The 15880-nt window shown below is 60.9% G+C and carries 17 protein-coding genes; 10 read left to right on the forward strand and 7 right to left on the reverse strand.

The window, feature by feature from the left end:
• Positions 1 to 6: 6 nt before the first annotated feature.
• Genes AC1Z24_RS15780 through AC1Z24_RS15790 form a run of 3 tightly spaced genes read right to left on the reverse strand, consistent with a single transcriptional unit; the run spans position 7 to position 3334 of the window.
• Entirely contained in the window at positions 7 to 807 is an 801-nt protein-coding gene (locus AC1Z24_RS15780; RefSeq protein ID WP_483746463.1) for an HpcH/HpaI aldolase family protein, read from the reverse strand.
• A gap of 30 nt (positions 808 to 837) precedes the next feature.
• A complete protein-coding gene (gene rhmD / locus AC1Z24_RS15785) occupies positions 838 to 2022 on the reverse strand; it encodes an L-rhamnonate dehydratase (RefSeq protein ID WP_483746464.1) in 1185 nt (394 codons plus the stop codon).
• 13 nt (positions 2023 to 2035) lie between these two features.
• Complete coding sequence (locus AC1Z24_RS15790) at positions 2036 to 3334, reverse strand: MFS transporter (RefSeq protein ID WP_483746465.1); 1299 nt, start codon at positions 3332 to 3334, stop codon at positions 2036 to 2038.
• A 145-nt stretch (positions 3335 to 3479) separates the two neighbouring features.
• Between AC1Z24_RS15790 and AC1Z24_RS15795 the strand changes: the two genes are divergently transcribed.
• Positions 3480 to 4424 carry a LysR family transcriptional regulator gene (locus tag AC1Z24_RS15795; RefSeq protein WP_483746466.1) on the forward strand — a complete coding sequence of 315 codons (945 nt, stop codon included), beginning with the start codon at positions 3480 to 3482 and terminating at the stop codon, positions 4422 to 4424.
• A 151-nt stretch (positions 4425 to 4575) separates the two neighbouring features.
• Here the strand turns inward: AC1Z24_RS15795 and AC1Z24_RS15800 are convergent, their stop codons facing one another.
• A complete protein-coding gene (locus tag AC1Z24_RS15800) occupies positions 4576 to 4794 on the reverse strand; it encodes a tautomerase family protein (RefSeq protein ID WP_483746467.1) in 219 nt (72 codons plus the stop codon).
• A gap of 23 nt (positions 4795 to 4817) precedes the next feature.
• The gene (locus tag AC1Z24_RS15805; protein ID WP_483746468.1) at positions 4818 to 5558 is read right to left on the reverse strand and encodes an SDR family NAD(P)-dependent oxidoreductase; all 741 of its coding nucleotides are present in this window, start codon (positions 5556 to 5558) and stop codon (positions 4818 to 4820) included.
• A 123-nt stretch (positions 5559 to 5681) separates the two neighbouring features.
• On the opposite strand from AC1Z24_RS15805, the gene AC1Z24_RS15810 reads away from it, so the two are divergent.
• Entirely contained in the window at positions 5682 to 6611 is a 930-nt protein-coding gene (locus AC1Z24_RS15810) for a LysR family transcriptional regulator (protein WP_483746469.1), read from the forward strand.
• Here AC1Z24_RS15810 and AC1Z24_RS15815 read toward each other — a convergent pair.
• Positions 6578 to 7387: a phytanoyl-CoA dioxygenase family protein gene (locus tag AC1Z24_RS15815; protein WP_483746470.1), complete on the reverse strand. Its 810-nt coding sequence runs from the start codon at positions 7385 to 7387 to the stop codon at positions 6578 to 6580. The two genes, AC1Z24_RS15810 and AC1Z24_RS15815, sit on opposite strands and share 34 nt — an antisense overlap.
• 543 nt (positions 7388 to 7930) lie before the next feature.
• Here AC1Z24_RS15815 and AC1Z24_RS15820 point away from each other — a divergent pair.
• Genes AC1Z24_RS15820 through AC1Z24_RS15855 form a run of 8 tightly spaced genes read left to right on the forward strand, consistent with a single transcriptional unit; the run spans position 7931 to position 15318 of the window.
• Positions 7931 to 8782 (forward strand): transporter substrate-binding domain-containing protein, encoded by an 852-nt coding sequence (locus AC1Z24_RS15820; protein ID WP_483746471.1) that lies wholly within the window; start codon positions 7931 to 7933, stop codon positions 8780 to 8782.
• Positions 8783 to 8791: 9 nt separating this feature from the next.
• Positions 8792 to 9439 (forward strand): amino acid ABC transporter permease, encoded by a 648-nt coding sequence (locus AC1Z24_RS15825; RefSeq protein WP_483746472.1) that lies wholly within the window; start codon positions 8792 to 8794, stop codon positions 9437 to 9439.
• Complete coding sequence (locus AC1Z24_RS15830; protein WP_259103554.1) at positions 9436 to 10095, forward strand: amino acid ABC transporter permease; 660 nt, start codon at positions 9436 to 9438, stop codon at positions 10093 to 10095. Before AC1Z24_RS15825 ends, AC1Z24_RS15830 begins: the two co-directional genes overlap by 4 nt.
• A complete protein-coding gene (locus AC1Z24_RS15835) occupies positions 10092 to 10910 on the forward strand; it encodes an amino acid ABC transporter ATP-binding protein (protein WP_483746473.1) in 819 nt (272 codons plus the stop codon). Before AC1Z24_RS15830 ends, AC1Z24_RS15835 begins: the two co-directional genes overlap by 4 nt.
• A gap of 28 nt (positions 10911 to 10938) precedes the next feature.
• On the forward strand, positions 10939 to 13323 hold the full coding sequence (locus AC1Z24_RS15840; protein ID WP_483746474.1) for a xanthine dehydrogenase family protein molybdopterin-binding subunit: 2385 nt from the start codon (positions 10939 to 10941) through the stop codon (positions 13321 to 13323).
• Positions 13320 to 14150 (forward strand): FAD binding domain-containing protein, encoded by an 831-nt coding sequence (locus AC1Z24_RS15845; protein ID WP_483746475.1) that lies wholly within the window; start codon positions 13320 to 13322, stop codon positions 14148 to 14150. The genes AC1Z24_RS15840 and AC1Z24_RS15845 overlap by 4 nt, the downstream gene beginning before the upstream one ends.
• A complete protein-coding gene (locus tag AC1Z24_RS15850) occupies positions 14147 to 14626 on the forward strand; it encodes a (2Fe-2S)-binding protein (protein WP_483746476.1) in 480 nt (159 codons plus the stop codon). Before AC1Z24_RS15845 ends, AC1Z24_RS15850 begins: the two co-directional genes overlap by 4 nt.
• A gap of 20 nt (positions 14627 to 14646) precedes the next feature.
• On the forward strand, positions 14647 to 15318 hold the full coding sequence (locus AC1Z24_RS15855) for an SRPBCC family protein (RefSeq protein WP_483746477.1): 672 nt from the start codon (positions 14647 to 14649) through the stop codon (positions 15316 to 15318).
• Between the two features lie 20 nt (positions 15319 to 15338).
• On the opposite strand, the gene AC1Z24_RS15860 is transcribed toward AC1Z24_RS15855, so the two are convergent.
• Positions 15339 to 15851, reverse strand: coding sequence for a MarR family winged helix-turn-helix transcriptional regulator (locus tag AC1Z24_RS15860; protein ID WP_259103547.1), 513 nt, complete (start codon positions 15849 to 15851; stop codon positions 15339 to 15341).
• Positions 15852 to 15880: the final 29 nt, after the last annotated feature.

Here is a 15880-nt window from a genome sequence, read left to right on the forward strand (position 1 = left end):
TGGCAGTCAATAGGTTTGCGAAGCAGGACGTTGCTGCTCGGGTTCGCGGTAGCGCGCCAGATTGCTCAGCGCGGCCTGGCGCATCAGGCTGATATCGATGGCTACGGCAATGAATTGGCAGCCCCAGCTCTGATAACGCCGGGCATCTGCTTCGGCCGGGGCGAGAATGCCGCTGAGCTTGCCCGCCGCCAGGGTGGCGTCGATGGCGTGGCGGATCTTCTCCTGCACCTCGGGGTGAGACGGGTTGCCGATATGACCAAGGCCGGTGGACAGGTCCGCCGGGCCGATGAATACCGCGTCAACGCCCTCGACGGCAGCGATGGCCGCAACGTTATCCACGCCGGTACGGGACTCGACCTGGACAATCAGGCACAGCTCCTCATGGGCGGTATTGATGTAGTCGGGGACGCCGTCCCAGCGGGTGGCACGGGTCAGGCCGCCACCGACGCCGCGGATGCCATGGGGTGGGTAGCGCATGGCCCGGACCAAGGCCCTGGCCTGTTCCGCCGTTTCCACCATGGGAATCATCAGGGTCTGGGTGCCGATATCCAGCAGTTGCTTGATCAACACTGGGTCATGGCCGACGGCGCGCACGATCGGCGCGGTCGAGTAGGGCGCCACGGCCTGCAGCTGGGCAAGAATCGATGGCACGGTATTGGGCGCATGCTCGCCATCGATCAGCATCCAGTCGTAACCGAAGCTGGCGGTGATTTCCGCAGCGTAGCCGGTGGCGAATCCGGCCCAGATACCGTATTGCGGTTCACCCTTGGCCATGGCGGCCTTGAACGGGTTGCGGGGCATTTTCATAAGGGACTCCTGGCAAGCGAATGGGCGCGATCAATGCTGATACGGGCGATGCAGCTGACATTCCGGGTTCAGGGTGACGCCGAAGCCGGGCTGATCAAGTTTCGACAGGCGCATGCGGCCGTTTTCCGGCACCGGTTCGCCGAGCAATTGCGGATGGAACATCGGCACGACCTGGTCAGCCTTGGGCGCCATCATCAGGAATTCGGCGAACGGGCTGTTGGTACGGGTGGCGACAAAGTGGTAGCTGTACACCGATGAACCGTGGGGCACGACCATGGCGCTGTGAGCATCGGCCAGGGCCGAGATCTTGATCAGTTCAGTAATGCCACCGCACCAGCCAACGTCAGGCTGAATAATGTCGCAGCAACCCATTTCCAGGAGCATGCGGAAGCCCCAGCGGGTGGCCTCATGCTCGCCAGTGGTGACCAACATACCCGTGGGCACGGCCTTTTTCAGGGCGGCATAGCCCCAGTAATCGTCTGGCGAAAGCGCTTCTTCGATCCACTTCAGGCCAAATTCCTGGGCGCCGTGGGCCAATTTGGTCGCGTAGTTCAGGTCAAGGCTCATCCAGCAGTCGAGCATCAGCCAGAAGTCCTTGCCGACCCGCTCGCGCATCACCGCCAGTTCCTCAAGGTTCTTGCGCAGGCCTTCTTCACCTTCGGCCGGGCCGTGGTGCAGGGGCAGCTTGCCGCCGATAAAGCCCATCTTCTGCGCCAGATCCGGACGCGCGCCGGTGGCATAGAACTGCAGTTCGTCACGCACTGCGCCGCCAAGCAACTGGTGCACAGGCTCCCTGCGCACCTTGCCGAGCAAGTCCCAGAGCGCCAGGTCGATACCGGAAATGGTATTGATCACCAGCCCCTTGCGCCCGTAGTACTGGGAGGAAAAGTACATCTGGTCCCAGATGCGCTCGATATCGGTGACCTTGGCCCCTTCGACGAAACGCGCCAGGTGCTTCTCGACGATATAGGCCGCAGGCTCGCCGCCAGTCGTCACGGCAAAGCCGATATTGCCTTCGGAGTCCTCGATTTCCACGACCAGGGTGCCGAGCACGTTGATGCCGAAACTGCGTCGGCTCTGGCGGTACTCCGGGTATTTGCTCATGGGCGTGGCGATATGGTCGTCGATCCAGTGACCGTCGCCCTGGTCGTGATAATCGGCACCGCCGCCGCGCAGAACGAAGGCTCGCACATGTTTGATGGTTGGAATGGCCATGGTTGATCCCTCTTTACAGCTGAAAGCTGGGTTGTTTATGTGAAGCCGACGGACGCGGGGCACGTATGCCCATCACCAGTGCGGCGGCAATCAACGTGGTGATGGCCAGCAGGTACAGGCCTGCTGCCGGGGAGTGAAAGGCGCCTTCGGCCCAATTCTTCAGAATCGGCGCGATAAACCCGCCGAGTGCGCCAAAGGAGTTGATCAGGGCGATGGCGCCTGCTGCGGCCGAGCCGGCGAGGAAGCTGCCGGGAAAGGTCCAGAACACCGGTTGCACGGCGATGAAGCCCGACGCGGCGAAGCACAGCGCCAAGATGCCCAGCAGCGGACTGCTAAAAGTGACCGAAGCAGCAATGCCCAGGCCCGAGACCACCAGGGTCAAGGCCGCGACTGTGCGACGTTGGCCGGTGCGATCAGCCAGGGCGGGAATCTGCCAGGCCGCGAGCAGGGCACACAGCCAGGGCACGGCGCTGACCAGGCCGACCATCAAGCCGACTTTGGTGCCGAGCAGTCCAGCCACTTGGGTGGGCAAATAGAACACCACGCCATAGACGCTGGCCTGGATCAGCAGATAGATCAGGCACAGGTACAGGACCGCAGGCTGGCACAGGACCTTGAGCAGGCTGCCGTGGCTCTGCTTATGGCTGTCTTCGGCATCCAGTACGGCCTGCAATTGGCTGCGTTCTTCAGGGCTTAGCCATTTGGCGTCGGCCGGGCGATTGTCCAGATAGAAGTACGCCCAGATGCCCACGGCGGTGGCCATCAGGCCTTCCACCGCAAACAGCCACTGCCAACCGTGGCTGCCCATGAAGCCGTCAAGCTCAAGCAGCAGGCCGGATAGCGGGCTGCCGAAGATAAATGCCAACGGTGCGCCAAAGTAGAAGAAGCCCATGGCCTTGCCCCTGGCGGCGCCGGGGAACCAGTAGGTCAGGTACAGAATGACGCCAGGGAAGAAGCCCGCTTCGGCAACACCGAGCAGAAAGCGCAGCACGTAGAAGGTGGTTTCGGTATGAGCGAAGACCATGGCGGCAGAGATCAGCCCCCAGGTCACCATGATCCGGCACATCCACAGGCGTGCGCCGACTTTATGCATGATCAGGTTGCTAGGTACTTCGAGCAGCGCGTATCCGGCAAAGAATACCCCGGCACCGAACGCGAACGCGGCGTCACCGATACCGGTATCGGCCTGAAACGCCTGCTTGGCGAAGCCGACATTGGCCCGGTCGAGGAACGCCATGATGTACATCAACAGCAGAAACGGCAGCAGCCGCCAGGAGACCTTGCGCAGCAAGGCAGCAGGTAGAGTGTTCACGTCAGTTTCCTTTTATTGGAATTATTTGACTGCGTAACGGGTACGGCATGTGTGTGCCGAGGACTCTACTGCGTCCTTACGATGCATGACTAATCGAATTAAGCTTATAGTTGATACCTTAAAGTTATCGATTGCCGAGCGCCGCATGAGTATTGAGAGAGCCCCCCAGCAACTGTTTGGCCGATTGCGCTACAAGCATCTGCAGATGCTGGTGGTGCTGGGCTCCAGTCTGAATATGCATCGTGCCTCCCTGAGCATGAACATGTCCCAGCCTGCGGCAACACGCATGCTGCAGGAAATCGAGGATATGTTTGGCTGTGAGCTGTTCGAGCGCTTGCCTCGGGGCATGCGCCCGACAGCCCTGGGTCGCCAGTTGCTGCGCTTTGCCGAGGCCGCGTTGGGCGGTCTGGACCGTTGCGCCGCCGACCTAGCCGTACGCAAGCAGGGTGGTTACGGCTATCTGTCCATCGGCACCATCATGGGCGCGGCGCCGGACCTGGTAATGAATGCCGTGGCGCAAATCAAGAGCCTCAACCCGCAACTGCGCATCCGCATCATGGGCGACACCAGCGACCAGGTAATCCAGCTGCTGGAACAGGGGCGGGTGGACATCGCCATTACCCGGCGCAGCTTTGGCGACGACCATGAACAATATGAATTCGAACCCTTGGGCAATGAACGCTTGCTTGCCGTGGTCCACAGCGGTCACCCGTTGGCACGACGGCCCAAACTGGAATGGGCTGAACTGGTCCGGAACTGGCCGTGGATCCTGCAGCCGGAAACCAGCCCGGCGCGCATCGCCATCGAACAGGCCCTGCAACGCCTGGATCTGCCGATCCCGCCGGACATCATCGAATGCAGTTCGGTGTATTCGATGCAGCAACTGGTGCAACTGACCGACGCAATCATGGTGCTGTCGGAATCGGCCATGCGTGACTACCTGAAGATGGGCCTGGTGGTCGCGTTGCCGGTCACCCTCGATGCGCAAATGGCGCCGTTTGGCCTGCTGCGGCGCAAGGGCGAGCCGATGAGCCAGGAGTTGCAGCAATTTATCGAACTGCTGCGCGAGCGGGCACAAGACGCAACCTGACCTGTGGCAGCGAGCGGTGCGGCGATCCGCCTTTTGTGGGACCGGCTTTAGCCGGGAAGACTGCATGGCAGGCGATAGAAATATATCAATCCTGGCTACACCTTCCCGGCTAAAGCCGGTCCCACATTTGCCATGGTCGCCTTGGTTCAGGCTATTGCTCTGCAACCGCCCTCTGCTCCTGCCTGATCTGCGTGGTGGTCTTGCCCTGCCACCCCCAGTTATCAGTCTCCACTTCATCGATCACCACAAAGGTCGATATCGCAGGCTTGCCCAGCACCCGGAACAACAACTCCGTAGTGCCTTCGATCAGGGCCCGTTTCTGCTCGGCGCTGACGCCTTCGTTGGTCACGCGAATATTGACGTAAGGCATATTCATTTCTCCAGGGACAAGGGTTACCAGGTACCGGCAGCCGCGCCGCCGTCGACGACTATCACGCTGCCGCTGGTGAAGCTGGAGTCGGTGAGATACAGCACGGCATCGACCACGTCTTGCGGGTTGCCGATGGTACCGCTGGGCGACAGGCCCTTGAGGAAGTTCTGCGTGCCTTCGTCCTGATTGTGCAGGGGCGTATTGATGATGCCGGGTGCCACGGCGTTGACTTTGACGTTGAACGGCGCCAGTTCCAACGCCAGGCCACGGGTGGCGCTGTTCAGGCCGCCTTTGATCAATATCGGCAACAGCGCCGGGACCTTGCTGTTGGGCTGCATGGCGATACTGGCGCTGATGGTGACGATATGCCCGCTGCCGTTTGCCGACATATGCCTTGCCGCTGCCTGGGAGGGGTAGAAAAAACCCATCAGGTTGGTGCCGACGATGGCGTTGACCTCGGCTTCGGTGTAATCGCCAATAGCATTGGGAATGAACACACCGGCGTTATTGATCAGGATATCCACCTTGCCGAAGGCGCTGATAGCGGCATCGAACAGTGCCTTTGCGGTTTCGGCCTGGGCGATATCGCCGGCCACCAGCAGGAAATTGCTCGGGTTGCCGAGTTTGGCGGAGGCCGCCTCGAGACGCTCAAGGGGGCGGGCATTGCCGACCACATTATAACCGCGATGCAAATAGGCTTCGGCAATGGCGAAGCCCAGGCCGCTGGACGCGCCGGTGACAATGACGGTGGGTTTGTTGTTCATGCTGATGTGCTCCAAGTGGGTTGAACAGCGATTCGTTGAGCCCACTTTACTTTTGCGCTTCAGTGCGATAAATCGCCTGTTGAGCAATTGAATTGATACCTCATGTAATCAATAGAGACGTCTATGCCTCGCCATTTCGATGATGTGCAGTTGGGCAGTATCGAGCTGTTCTGTCTGGCGGTTGAATTCGCCAGTTTTACCGCTGCAGCCAATGCGGCCGGGGTAACGCCTGCGGCGGTGAGTCGCTCGGTGTCGCGGCTTGAAGAACGCCTGGCGGTACGCCTGTTCGTGCGAACCACGCGGCACATCCGCCTGACCGACGCAGGGCGCAGCTACTACGAACAGTGTCGGCAGGCCTTGGCGCAGTTAGTGGACGCTGAGCGGGAAGTGACAGGCCGACAGAAAACCCCCAGCGGCGAGATCCGCATCAGTGCGCCCACGCCTTATGCGCATTATCGTCTGCTGCCCAGGCTTGCAGAGTTCCGCCGTCTGTATCCGCTGGTCAAGGTCACGGTGCATGTCAGCACCCGCAATATCGATTTTGCCGAGGAAGGTTATGACCTGGTGGTGCGTGGCAAGGCGCCGCAAGACACGTCGCTGATTGCACGGCCTTTGGAGGACGCCAAACTGGTCATCGTCGCATCACCTGCTTATTTGCAGGAACGGGGTACGCCAGCAAGCCTTGAAGATTTGCAAAACCACGACTGCATCCAGTTCGAACTGTCGAGCAGCGGGCGTAACGTGCCGTGGCTGTTTATCGACAAGGGCAAGAGCGTCAGTCTGCAGACCTCTGGCAACGTCACCTGTCTGGAGGATTACCTGGCCACGATCACCATGGCCCGACACGGCGCCGGGCTGGTCCAGGCCTACCGCTTTGTCGTCCAGGACGATCTTGAACGCAGCAGCCTGGTTGAGGTGCTGAATGATTACGGCGGCGCCAGCAGGCCGTTTCTCTTGCTGTATCCCCACGCCAGGCACGTTCCGTTGCGGGTCAGGACGTTGATCGAGTTTCTGACCGATCAACCGCCCTTGACCTCACCATCGCGATACTGACCCCAGGCCTGATGCAGTTGCGCCATCGAGGCCGGATCGTAATCGATGCCGGGCAGGGCTTCGCTGTCCCAGTGGCCGAACAGGTCTTCGCCGCGAACCAGGGTGGCGAGGCGGCGGCCTATGGTCGAGGTGACATCGGTGGGAATGTAGAAGAAGGCAAAACCGATGCGCCGATCATCGGTGGTGTTGCAGCGTGAGCTATGGGCGGTGCGCTCGTGGTGGATCGAGAACTCTCCGGCGAGCAACGGCATCTCCAGGCCAAGGCTGTCATCCACGCCGACCAGCGACTGCCCCTTGGCGAGCATGTTGTCTGCGGCAAAGGTCTCCTCATGCAGATAGTCCGGCTCGTGATGGGAGCCCGGCAGGATACGCAAACAGCCGTTTTCCGCCGTCGCATCGGTAAAGCCGACCCATACCGTGACCTCCTTGTGCGGCGACAGGCCGAAGTAGGTCGAGTCCTGATGCCAGGACACATAGCGCGGGTCATTGGCATTTTTGGCGAACACGGACGCGCCGAATAAAAGGATATTCGGCCCGATCAGGTCTTCGACCGCATCAAGGATCCGGGGATTGCGCGCCAGTTCGACAAAGGCCGGAGAAGCGAGGTGAGCCTTGATCTTCAGCGAGCGGTTGGCATCCTCACCCACATGCGCCTCATAGGCCTCGATCCGGGCGCGATAACCGGCCGCGTCCTCGGTGCTCATTGCGCGAAAGGGGTACACATAGCCGTGTTGCTGGAAATGCTCGACTTGTGCCGGGGTCAGGTGCTTGGTCATGGCGGTTCTCTTAGGAAGGAGGTGTTAACGATCCCCTTAGCGAGAAGCGTGCCGATACCGCACTCATGACCCGGAAACCCTTGAAAACAGGGGATTAAAGCCTGCGATAGGACAGCTCTACTAAATAGGTGCCATACCACCTAACTAGCTAATTAAAGTAATCATGCCTTGCAGTCACACATGGGCTGTGCTGATGAAAAACCAATGTAAACAGCGATATACGCCGTCTCTTTGGTACTCGTCAGGATGCTTTATGCAAGCAAATCAAGACGCAATCGTATTTACAGCAGGTGCGACACTTTGATCAATTGAGAGGCATACCACATAGTTTCAGGATTATTTTGGTGCGGTTCTGCCCGTGGTATGCCCGCAACCGCCCAATTGAAATTCTCGGTAGCGCTGAAACCCTTTAAAACAGGGGGTCGGCCCAACGAAAAATTATGTGGCATGCCACTTGCTTCGTTCCATGCAGCGCCTCCCGGTGCTGCCACCTCCGGTTCATTCTGATGAACCGGTTTCAAATGGACCCAGCAAGGAATTTCCATGACGGCTCTACTGCACAACCTCAAGTGTCGCAAGCTCATAGGCAAGTCGGTGGTGACATTGGTGATGGCGATGACCGCAGCACTGGCCAATACGGCCATGAGTCATGCGGCCACCCTCGATGAAGTCAAAAGCCGCGGCTATCTGCTCGTGGCAACCGAAGATGACTATCGTCCCTTTGAGTTCATGGAAGAGGGCAAGGCCACCGGTTACGACAATGAACTGCTGGCCCTGGTGGAAAAATCCTCCGGTGTGAAAATCCGCCAGCAAGTGTTGCCCTGGGCGGGGATCCTGCCAGGGGTGACCACCGGCAAGTACGACATGGCACTGTCGGCAGTACTGGTGACCACGGCGCGCAAGGCCACCTTCGACTTCTCGTCGCCCACCGCACAAACCACCACTTATTTTGCGACCAAGAAAGGTAGTTCGATCCTCACGCCAGAGGACTTGATCGGCAAGACCGTGGGTGCTGAAACCGGCAGCGCGATGCTCACCGATCTCAAGGACTTCGACGCCAAACTCAAGGCCAAAGGCAAGGGCCTCAAGGAAATCGTCGAATACCACGGTTACCCCGAGGCCTACCAAGACCTGGGCAATGGTCGTCTGGACGCTGTCGCCAACACGGACCTGTCGTTGATTTCCCTGGTCAAGGAGCGCAGCGACATGTTTGTGATGGGCAAGCCGATCGGCGAGCCCACCTACCTGGCCTGGGCCGTGGCCAAGGGCAACACCAGTGTCTTGAAAATGGTCGATACCGCGCTGCTTGAGCTGCGCAAGAACGGCGAGATGTATCGCCTGCAGAAGAAATGGCTCGGTGAAAGCCATGAAAACATGCCTGCCAACGTTAACTGACAGACACCCATGACCGCATACGACTACTGGAGCATCTTGCTCGGCGCCTTATCGACGATAGGGGTTTCGCTGGTCAGCATCATCGTCGGCGTACCGCTGGGGCTGGGACTGGCCCTCGTACGCTGGGGCAAGGTGCCGGTAGCTCGACAGCTGGTGTTCACCTACGTGAGCATCATGCGTTCGTGTCCGGCGGTGACGCTGATCCTGCTGATCTTCTTCGCCTTGCCACAGTTCGGCATCTCTCTGGACCCGGCGACGGCAGGCATTCTCGCGTTGACGCTGTCGACCGCTGCGTTCAACTGCGAGGTCTGGCGCGGCGCGTTGATTGCCTTCCCGCAGCAGCAATACGATGCAGCTCTGGCTTTCGGCATGCGCCGGGGCCAGCGCCTGCGCCTGATCGTTCTGCCCCAGGTGTGGCGGTCAAGTCTTCCCGGCCTGGTCAATGAAATGACCATGTTGCTCAAGTCCAGCCCGGCCGTGGCCGTGATCGGCATGGTCGAGATTACCCGTGCCGCCCAGCGGGTAGGGGCGCGCACCTATGACCCGCTGCCACCGTTTATCTTCGCTCTGCTGCTCTATAGCGTGATCGTTTACCTGTTGATTCGCCTGCAGCGTCATCTTGAACGCCGCAGTGCCGGGCAAGAGGTGGCGGTATGAGCAATGATTTCCTGACCATCTGGGGCCAGTTGCCGGATATCGGCAGCGGCTTCCTCAATACCATCATCCTGGTGTGCATTGCCGCGTCGGCCTCGTTGCTGCTGGGGATAGTGCTGACGCCGATGCTGATGTCTTCGCGTCCCGGCATTGCCCGTGTCGCCAACGGCTTCTGCGACGCCATGCGCTGCGTGCCATTCCTGCTGTTCGTCTACCTGATCTATTTCGCCTTGCCGTCCATGGGCGTGCGCCTGTCCAACTGGACCAGCGGCGTGCTGGCACTGGTGCTGTACAACTCGGCCTACATGGCGGTGCTGCTGCGCGCGGCGTGGCAGGACTTGCCCGCTGACACCATCGAGTCGGCGCGGGCCTTTGGCTTTCACGGCGTTGGCCTGATGCGCCGGATCATCATGCCCCAGGTGCTGATGCGCGCAATTCCCAGCCTGGGCAATCAGCTGATTCAGATCGTCAAGGACAGCGCCTTTCTTTCGATCATCGCCGTGACCGAGCTGACCAGTGTGATGAACTCGATCCAGTCCACTTACTTCATTCCGTTTGCTGCGTTTCTCTCGGCGGTGCTGCTGTATTGGCTGCTGTGCCTGTGCATCGAGATCCTGACCAGCCTTCTGTCCCGCTACGCCGAGGAGCGTCGAACGTGAACGCACTGCATCAATCCCCCAACGTTGCGCCTGTGGCGACGCAGACCAAGGTGCTGCAATTGCAGGGCATCTCCAAGTGGTTCGGTGATAACCACGTCCTCAAGGATGTGTCCCTGGACGTCATGAACGGCGAGGTCGTGTGCCTGTTGGGGCCGTCCGGCTGCGGCAAATCCACCTTGTTGCGCTGCATCAACTGGCTGGAACAGCCTAACGCCGGCAGTGTGTTCCTCAATGGTCAGCGCATGGGTGCACACAAGGGCGGGCTGAAAATGAGCGACGCGGATCTGGCGCAGATGCGCTCGAGGATCGGCATGGTTTTCCAGCATTTTGCCTTGTGGCCGCACCTGAGCGTGCTGCAAAACATCATGCAGGCGCCGTTGCATGTGCTCAAGCGCGACCCTGACGAGGTGCGCCAGGAAGCCCTGGCGCTGCTGGCCAGGGTCGGTCTGGCGGAAAAAGCCGAGATGTTTCCCGCGCGTTTATCCGGCGGGCAGAAGCAGCGCGTGGGGATTGCCCGGGCGCTGGCGATGAAACCGGACATTCTGCTGTTCGACGAGCCCACCAGTGCCCTGGACCCGATGCTCGTCGGCGAGGTGCTGGAAGTGATCCGCGGCCTGGCAGGCGAGGGCGCGACCATGGTTATCGTCACCCATGAAATGGAATTTGCCCGCCAGGTCGCCAGCCGCGTGGTGTTCATGGATGCCGGTGTAGTCGTTGAAAGCGGCGCCCCTGCACAGTTCTTCGGCGCGCCCCAGACCCAGCGGGCGCAGCAGTTTCTGGCGCGTTTCCACGGCGGCACGCCAGCGGCGCGTTAACCCACTTTATGCCATACAGAGGCCAGCTATGACTGTCGAATCACAACCTTCCAGCCAGGGCATCGGCGCTTCACTGCCGCGCAAGGAAGACGATCGCTTCATGCGCGGTCGTGGCAACTACATCGGCAATATCCGCTTTGCGGGCATGCGTGACGTCGCGTTCGTGCGCAGCCCGATCGCCCACGGTCACATCCTGCAGATCGAAAAACCCGAAGGCCAGGAAAGCGCCGTCTACACCATCGATGACCTGATCGGGGTCAAACCCATCGTCGCCAATTCCGGCCTGCCCGGTTTCAAGACCTCCGAGCAGCCGGTCCTGGCCAAGGGCAAGGTGCGCCAGGTCGGCGAGATGATCGCCATGTGCGTGGCCGACAGCCGCGCCGAAGCCGAGGATATCGCCAGCGCGACCTTCGTCGACTTCGACGAATTGCCCGCCGTGGTCGATATGCTGGCCGCCCGTGAGCCCGGTTCGGCACTGGTTCACGAACACTGGGGCGATAACGTCTTTCTGGAAACCCATGTCGACGCTGACCTTGACGAGATTCGCCAACGCGCGGACATCCATGTTCACCGCGTGCTGCGCACTGCCCGGCAAAGCATGGCGCCCATGGAAGGCCGCGGCGTAGTCGCCTACTGGGATCGCCGCCTGAGCCAACTGGTGGTGTATACCTCGGCGCAAATGCCGCATATCAATCGCACCGGCCTGGCCGGTTGTCTAGGGCTGGATGAAGGCAGCGTGCGGGTAATCTCCCCGGATGTCGGCGGCGGCTTCGGTTACAAGGGCATTCTGTTGCCGGAAGAGGTCTGCGTGGCCTGGCTGGCCATGCATCTGGATCACCCGGTGCGCTGGATCGAGGATCGCCGCGAGCAACTGGTGGCCAATGCCAATTGCCGTGAACACCATTACGACATCCATGCCTACGCCGACCGTGACGGGCGCCTGCTGGCGGTGGACTGTCTGGCTCACGTGGACTCCGGGGCCTATTCGTCCTATCCGTTTTCCGCTTGCCTGGAAGCAGCGCAGGTCGCCAGCATCCTGCCTGGCCCCTACAAAATGGAGCGCTACCGCTGCCGCACCTGGTCGGTGGCGACCAATAAGCCGCCGATCCTGCCGTATCGCGGCGTGGCCCGAACCGGCGTGTGCTACGCCATCGAGACGGTGATGGATGCCATTGCCGTCGAGGCGGGCCTGGAACCGTCCGAGGTACGTCTGCGCAATCTGGTTCTGCCTGAAGAAATGCCCTACGACAACATCACCCGTAAACACTTCGACAGCGGCGATTACCCCGAGTCAGTGCGCCGGGCCATGCGCGCGATCAATCTGCCCGCCGTGCGCGCCCGTCAGCAACAAGGCGAGGCGGATGGGCGGCTGATCGGTGTGGGCATGGCGGTGTTTTGCGAGCAGGGCGCTCATGGCACCTCGGTGTATTTCGGCTGGGGCATCCCCATGGTGCCCGGCCGCGAACCGGCCAGCCTGCGCCTGACCCCGGACGGCATCCTGGAAATTCGTGTTGGCGTGCATTCCCACGGGCAGAGCATGGAAACCACCCTGGCGCAGATCGCCAACGAAGTGCTGGGCGTGGACCCACAGCGGGTGCGGATTGTCTTTGGCGATACCGGCATGACCCCTTATTCCACCGGGACCTGGGGTTCGCGCTCCATTGTCATGGCCGGTGGTGCCGTAGGGCAGGGCTGCAAGTTGCTGCGCGAACGCCTGCAACAAGTGGGCGCCTGGCTGCTCAAGGACCCGCAGGACAGCGTCAGTTGGGCCAACGGCGGCGTCAGTGGCCCGTCGGGGCAGATCGGTTTGAGTGAGCTGAGCCGGATCTGGTATCTGCAGCCCCAGCGTCTGCCCCCCAACACCCACGAAGGCGGCCTGGAAGTCCACACCACCTATCAGGCCCAGCGCGACACCGGGACCTTCAGCTACGCCTGTCACGCCGTGGTGGTCGCGGTGGATCCGCAACTGGGCAAGACCGAGATACTCGATTACGCCATCGTCGAAGACGGCGGCAAGCTGATCAACCCTATGGTCGTCGATGGCCAGGTCTATGGCGGCGCCGCACAAGGCATTGGTACTGCGCTGTACGAAGAAATGCTCTACAGCAAGGAAGGTCAGCCCTTGGCCTCGACCCTGGCCGACTACATCTTGCCGGGGGCCACCGAGGTGCCGTCGATTCGTATCGAGCACATGGAAACCCTCGCGCCTTATACCTCATTCGGCCAGAAAGGCATCGGTGAGAGCGGGGCAATCGGTTCGCCTGCCGCGATCGCCAACGCCATCAATGACGCCTTGCGCCCGCTGGGTGTGGAGGTCTCGCAATTACCGCTGTCACCGCGTGTGGTGTTTGCCGCACTGGCTGACAAGCGCCGTCAAGCCAAGTCCGCAGAGCCCATGGAGGTGCTGCCATGAAGGCGGTGATGTTCGACTATCAGCAGCCGACCAACGTCCTTGAGGCCGTCAAACTGCTTCAGGCCAGCGACGGCATGGGCAAGATCGTTTCCGGCAGCCAGTCCCTGGGGCCGATGATGAATCTGCGTCTGGTCCAGCCCGAACAGCTGATCGACGTACGTCAACTGAGTGAACTGCGTGCCTGCCTGGAAGAACCGGGCGCAGTCATCCTCGGCGCGGCCACGACCCACGCCAATATCGAAGACGGTGTAGTCGCCGACCCGTCACAGGGCCTGATGCCGTTCGTGGCCAAAGGCATTGCCTATCGTGCGGTGCGCAATCGCGGCACCCTGGGCGGCAGCCTGGCCCATGCAGATCCGGCGGCAGACTGGGTCAATGTCATGGCCTTGCTCGACGCGGACATTTTGCTGCTTGGGCCGAATGGCGAGCGCAGTGTCAAGGCGGACACCTTCATGATCGGCGCCTTCACCACCGAGCTGGCCGAAGACGAAATCATTCGCGCCGTGCGCATCCCGCGCCTGAGCGCCAGTGCACGCTGGAGCTATTACAAGTTCAATCGCAAGACCGGCGAGTTTGCCGAAGCCATCGCCGCCTTTGTTGATGACCCGCAGCGCGGCGTACGTCGGGCGATTATTGGCGCAGTGGATGGCGCGCCCCAGGTGATCGAACAAGCCGGTGCGCTGATCGATACCTGGAGCGATCAATTGGCCGAACCTTGGCTGCTGGCCGCTGGCATCGAGCCAGACAGTTACGAATATGAGACCCATCGTGTTGCGCTGCAGCGCGCGGCCCGGCAACTGTCCAGCCCTCGAGGAACCCTGGCATGACCCAATTGATACTCACGGTCAACGGCAAGCAGGTCAGCGCGGATGTCGAATCGCGCACCCATCTGGCCGACTTCCTGCGTGAAGAGCGCGGCCTGACCGGCACCAATATCGGTTGCGAACAGGGCGTTTGCGGCGCCTGCACCCTGATGATCGACGGCGCGCCCATGCGCTCTTGCATCGTCTACGCCTCATCCTGCAACGGCGCAGAAGTGCGCAGTATCGAGGACTTCGACAATGACCCGGTGATGATCGAACTGCGTGCTGCGTTCACCGCCGAACATGCCCTGCAATGCGGTTACTGCACCCCCGGCATGCTCGCCACGGCGAGGGATATCGTGCTGCGCATTCCCGACGCCGACGAGGCGCGGATTCGTCATGAGCTGTCCGGCAATCTCTGCCGTTGCACCGGTTACGTAGGGCTGGTCAAGGCCATCAGCCGGGTCCTTGAACAGCATCGCCAGCGGCTGTCGGCCTGACAGTCACGAGGAAAGAATTGATGGATATCGAACAAAGTTTCAGCGTGCCTTTCAGCCCGGACCTGGTCTGGAAGAGTTTTCTCGACGTCGAGGGCATCGTCACCTGCCTGCCCGGTGCTTCTCTCACGGCGCCGCCCGAGGATGATCAGTTGAGCCTGGCCATGACCGTCAAGCTCGGCCCTATCGTTGCTGCGTTCAAGGGCGAGGGCGAAATGAAGCTCGACGAGAGCGGCCACAGCGGTGTCGTCAGCGGCCAGGGCAGCGACCGCAAGAGCGGTTCGCGGGTCAAAGGCACGGCGCAATTCGAACTGCTGCCGGAAAACGACGGGACCCGGGTCAATATCGTCGTCGACTATTCCATTACCGGCTCCCTGGCGCAGTTTTCCCGTGGCGGCATCGTCCGTGAGCTGGCCACACGGATGACCGATGCCTTCGCCGCCAACCTCAAGCTGCGCCTGGAAGCGGCCAATGAGGAGTTGGTAGCAGCGCCTGTGCAAGCGCCGATGCCCGAGAGCAGTGCCATTGCGGATGCGTCACCGGTCCAGCCTGAACCTGCGGCCAAGGCTTACAGCGCCGCCCCGCAAGCAGCTCCCCTGGATCTGGGCAATATGTTCTGGAGCCTGTTGCTCAATCGCCTGCGCAGGCTGTTCGGCCTGAAGGAAAAGCAGCGTTGCCCGACCTGCGGCAAATGACGGGCCGGGGCGGGTAGATCCTATTCTCGCTCCAGCTTGAACGGCGCGCTGCCCACATCATTGTTGGCTTCGACCAAGCGGATCAGCTGGAGCATGAACAGGGCGCGCTGCTCTTCGGGAATCTGTTCGATGGTACGGTCGTGGGCGCGCTGGACGTGCGCATCCATCTTCTTCAGCAGATAGAGTCCCTTGCGGCTGAGCTTGACCAGCTTGACCCGCCGATCCTCGGTGCTTTGCCGGCGTTGCAGCAGGCCACGGGTCTCCAGGCGCGGGATTACTTCAGCAACGCTGGTGCGTTCAAGGCCGATCTCGTGGGACAGCGAGTTCTGGTCCATTTCACCGTGGGTGCTCAACGCGGTCATCAGGCTGTACTGCACAGGCGTGATGTTGAATTCCCGGGTTTCACTGAGGAATAACCCGACGTGAATCTGGTGCAAGCGCCGAATCAAAAAGCCAGGGCGGCCGAGCAGGGATGAGCGGCCAAGCGCAGCATCCAGCTCCGTTTTCAGGTCATCGTCTTGCATCGTACTCATAAGCAACGCAAACCCTGTGTCAGTCATCT

This window comes from Pseudomonas sp. JL23 (assembly GCF_056933585.1).